Source organism: Nostoc sp., assembly GCF_036916735.1.
In the GTDB taxonomy this organism is placed as follows: Bacteria; Cyanobacteriota; Cyanobacteriia; order Cyanobacteriales; family Nostocaceae; genus Nostoc.
The window spans coordinates 1-2,852 of the sequence record NZ_JBALFV010000117.1; the positions used below are offsets into that span (position 1 = coordinate 1).

Genomic DNA, 2,852 nt, shown 5'->3' on the forward strand with positions numbered 1-2,852 from the left:
TACTGCTTCTCTGCGTGGCGTAACCATCCCTACTAATTACTATTTCCGGTTTCCTTCCTGATTATACTCTCCCCAAAGTAACAAAAGAGGGATTACAAGGATAGGGTGTAGGGAAGCCCAGCAAAGAATTTAGTTGTTCAATATCAAATCTTCTTTGTCTAGTTATTCTTCTATACCTGCTCCGTTGGTGCAGCCTCTGGTAGAGAAGAGACTTGGTTATCAAAAGACATAACTAAATAGTTATAAAACTGGAAGGTTGAGCCGAAAGTATATTTGCAGTGATATTATCCAACTTCGCCAATACTTGATTGTCAGAACTATCCATAATGAAGGTTTGACTTCCTTGTTGCTGTATCAACAATTGACCGAACTTGAGACCTCCTGACAAGGCAATTCTATCCTTACCTATTTCAAAGTCAGTAATGGAGTCTGTGCCCTCACCAGAAGCCAAGACAAAGGTGTCAGTGCCATAATTCCCTGTAAGTACATCTTTGCCTGTGCCCCCATAAAGCCAGTCATTGCCTGTGCCCCCTAATAGCTGGTCATCACCGATACCACCAAATAGCGTATCGTTACCGTTATCACCCGAAAGCTTGTCATTGCCGCTATCGCCATAGAGCAGGTCATCACCATCATTTCCCCAGAGAGTATCGTTTCCGTCGCCTCCGAAAAGTTGGTCATCTCCTAGATTACCTACGATGGTGTCTGCACCCCCAAACCCATAAATCTTGTTAGCTGGGGCATTGCCTTTTAAGTACTCAGAGCTATCAGTACCATTGAGAAGATAAATTTCGTTAGCAAGAGGGGGTTTAACTGTGCCACTGATGGCAAAGTCAAAGGTGCTTTCGTTAGGATCGTTATTGGTCAAACTGATGCTGCCAGAATATGTTCCAGGTGTAGATGTATTCGTATTGAGTGCCACCGTTATATTTCTTGAATCCTTGGCAGCCACGGTATATGGAAAAGCTCCTACTAAACTAAAGCCGTCGGGGAGTTTGAGATTACTCAGGTTGAGCGTAGCTGTACCCGTGTTATTGATAGTGAAAGTTTTAGTTACAGTACTACCAAAAGCCACGTTGCCAAAGTCGATGGGAGTTGTGCTGCCATCTGCAATGTTAACTGTGCCATTAAGAACTTGAATTTCGGGGACAGGAACAGGCTGAACTTTACCGCTAATGGCAAAGTCAAAGGGGCTTTCGTCAGGATCATTGTTTGTCAAACTGAAGCTACCAGAATATGTCCCAGGTGTTTTTGTATCGAGTGCCACCCTTATATTCGTCCAATTATTGATAGCCAAGCTAGCTGGAAGAGTTCCTACCAAACTAAAGCCCTTGGGGAGTTCAAGATTACTCAGATTGAGTGAAGCTTTACCCGTGTTTTTAATAGTGAAAGTTTTAGTTACGCTGCTGCCGAAAGCAGCTTCGCCAAAGTCAATAGGATTAGTGCTGCCATCTACAATGTCAACTGTGCCATCAAAAACTTGAATTTCAGGAGCGTTAACTTTACCACTAATAGTAAAGTCAAAGGGGCTTTCGTTAACATCGTTGTTGCTTAAACTGAAGTTGCCTGTGTAGGTTCCGCCAGTAGTCGTATTTAGTGCCACCGTTATATTCGCTGAAGTATTGGCAGCCACAGTAGCTGGAAGAGTTCCTACCAAACTAAAGCCATCGGGGAGTTTGAGATTACTCAGGTTGAGTGCAGCTATACCTGTGTTCTTAATAGTAAAAGTTTTGGTCACGGTGCTGCCAACAATGACCTCGCCAAAGTTAATGGGGGTAGGGCTGTTATCTGCAATGTCAACTGTGCCATCAAGAACTTGAATTTCGGGGGTAGGAGTCTTACTGGTAGGAGCTTCCTTTGCGCCAATATCAGTCAATACACTGCCGTTGCCATCGCCATCTAGGGGAGTAATCTTAGTGACGCTATTCAAGGCATTGGAACCAGCATCGATCGCAGGACTTCCAGGTTTGAGCCTAAAGTCATGATTTGCTGCATCAACAAATAAGGGGTCTTTGTTTACAACATTTCCTAATCCTGTGCCCTTCAAAACTCCGTTGTAAGCAAGGTTATTGTCAAATGAATAATTACTAGAATTAGCAATAGAACTTGCAGATTCTCCGTCACTTGCATACATAATATTGTTAGAAACCTGAACATTTTTAGCACTGTTAAGCAAAATTTCTCCGGTTGATAGTTCAAGGGAATTTTGGTAAAGTGTATTATTTAAAATATCTACAGGGTTTTCTCCTTTGAAAATCTGAATACCCGCGCCACCATTGTTGTAAACTACGTTTTTACTGATTAAGGCTTTGCCAGTGTAAGCATCATTTTCAATAGAAGAAGTGTCAAGCATTATTCCATGACCCTCTGTTACTTTTCCTGCATTCATCCAAGGAACTAATTGTTTATTATCAAAGACAATATTATCTTGTATAATTACTTTGTAATCTTTGACATTTTTATCGGAATTCCAAAGATGAAGCATTGTAATTCCTTGGGTTCCATGAGGTGAGTACCAAGAATTTCCAGAAATTACATTGTTTTTTACTGTAATGTAGTCTACTTCTGCTGTTGCAATCCCGCCTCCTGGAAACTTAGAAATGTTGTTGTTGCTAATTGTGATGTGATGTGAACGTTGCTTTTCGTTACCATCGATGTATGTAACGTTAATACCGTTCCCAGATGTTGCTGATTGCGGATTATCTTTCTCCTGCAGCGCATATTCTAATGTAGTTTCATCTCGTGCTCCTACCAGCGTCAGCCCATTAATGACTACATAAGAAGACCCTGTAATTGAGATAGCATTCCAATTGTTTTTGTGTGCTTCTAAAACAGGTGTTTGTCCAGGATAA

General features: G+C 41.6%; 1 protein-coding gene. It reads right to left on the minus strand.

Annotation, left to right across the window (positions count from 1 at the left end):
• Window positions 1-232 precede the first annotated feature (232 nt).
• The coding region (locus tag V7L20_RS29005; RefSeq protein WP_334747394.1) for a choice-of-anchor D domain-containing protein at window positions 233-2,852 on the minus strand (2,620 nt) is incomplete at its 5' end.